Source organism: Arenibacter lacus, assembly GCF_008711145.1.
Lineage (GTDB): Bacteria > Bacteroidota > Bacteroidia > Flavobacteriales > Flavobacteriaceae > Arenibacter > Arenibacter amylolyticus.
Genome location: NZ_VVIN01000255.1, coordinates 1 through 439 on the forward strand (window position 1 = coordinate 1; position 439 = coordinate 439).

Sequence of the window (439 nt, forward strand, 5' to 3'; positions counted from 1 at the left end):
AGTGCGATCCTAGATCCGGCAACCAACCTAAATTGGGATGTTTGGGTGAAGGATGCCCTAGATTGTGACCATAAAATAGATGTGGTTATCGATGAAGATCCCATGCCAACGGTTACTTTACCAGCCTATGCGGCGGATCAGTGTGACTCTACTGGAAACTCCTATACTTTCACCGCAAGCGGTACGGGGGTTGGTACATTGGAATACAATATAGGGAATGGGTACCAGACCAATAATACCTTTACGGTATCTGCTCCGGGAACCTATACGGTGACCGTTAGGGACAAGAACGGATGTACTGCCACGGACAGTATTGTTATCCTTCCTCCTTTGTCGGTCGCTGCAGAAGCTACGGCACAACCAAGCTGTACTGCAAACGATGGGGTGATCACGATCACTGCCGGCGGCGGATCTGGAACTTACGAGTACGATCTACTGA

General features: G+C 49.4%; 1 protein-coding gene. It reads left to right on the plus strand.

Annotated elements, in window-relative coordinates; translation table 11 throughout:
• On the plus strand, window positions 1–439 hold a 439-nt coding region (locus tag F1E73_RS17765; RefSeq protein WP_191089079.1), incomplete at both ends, for a hypothetical protein.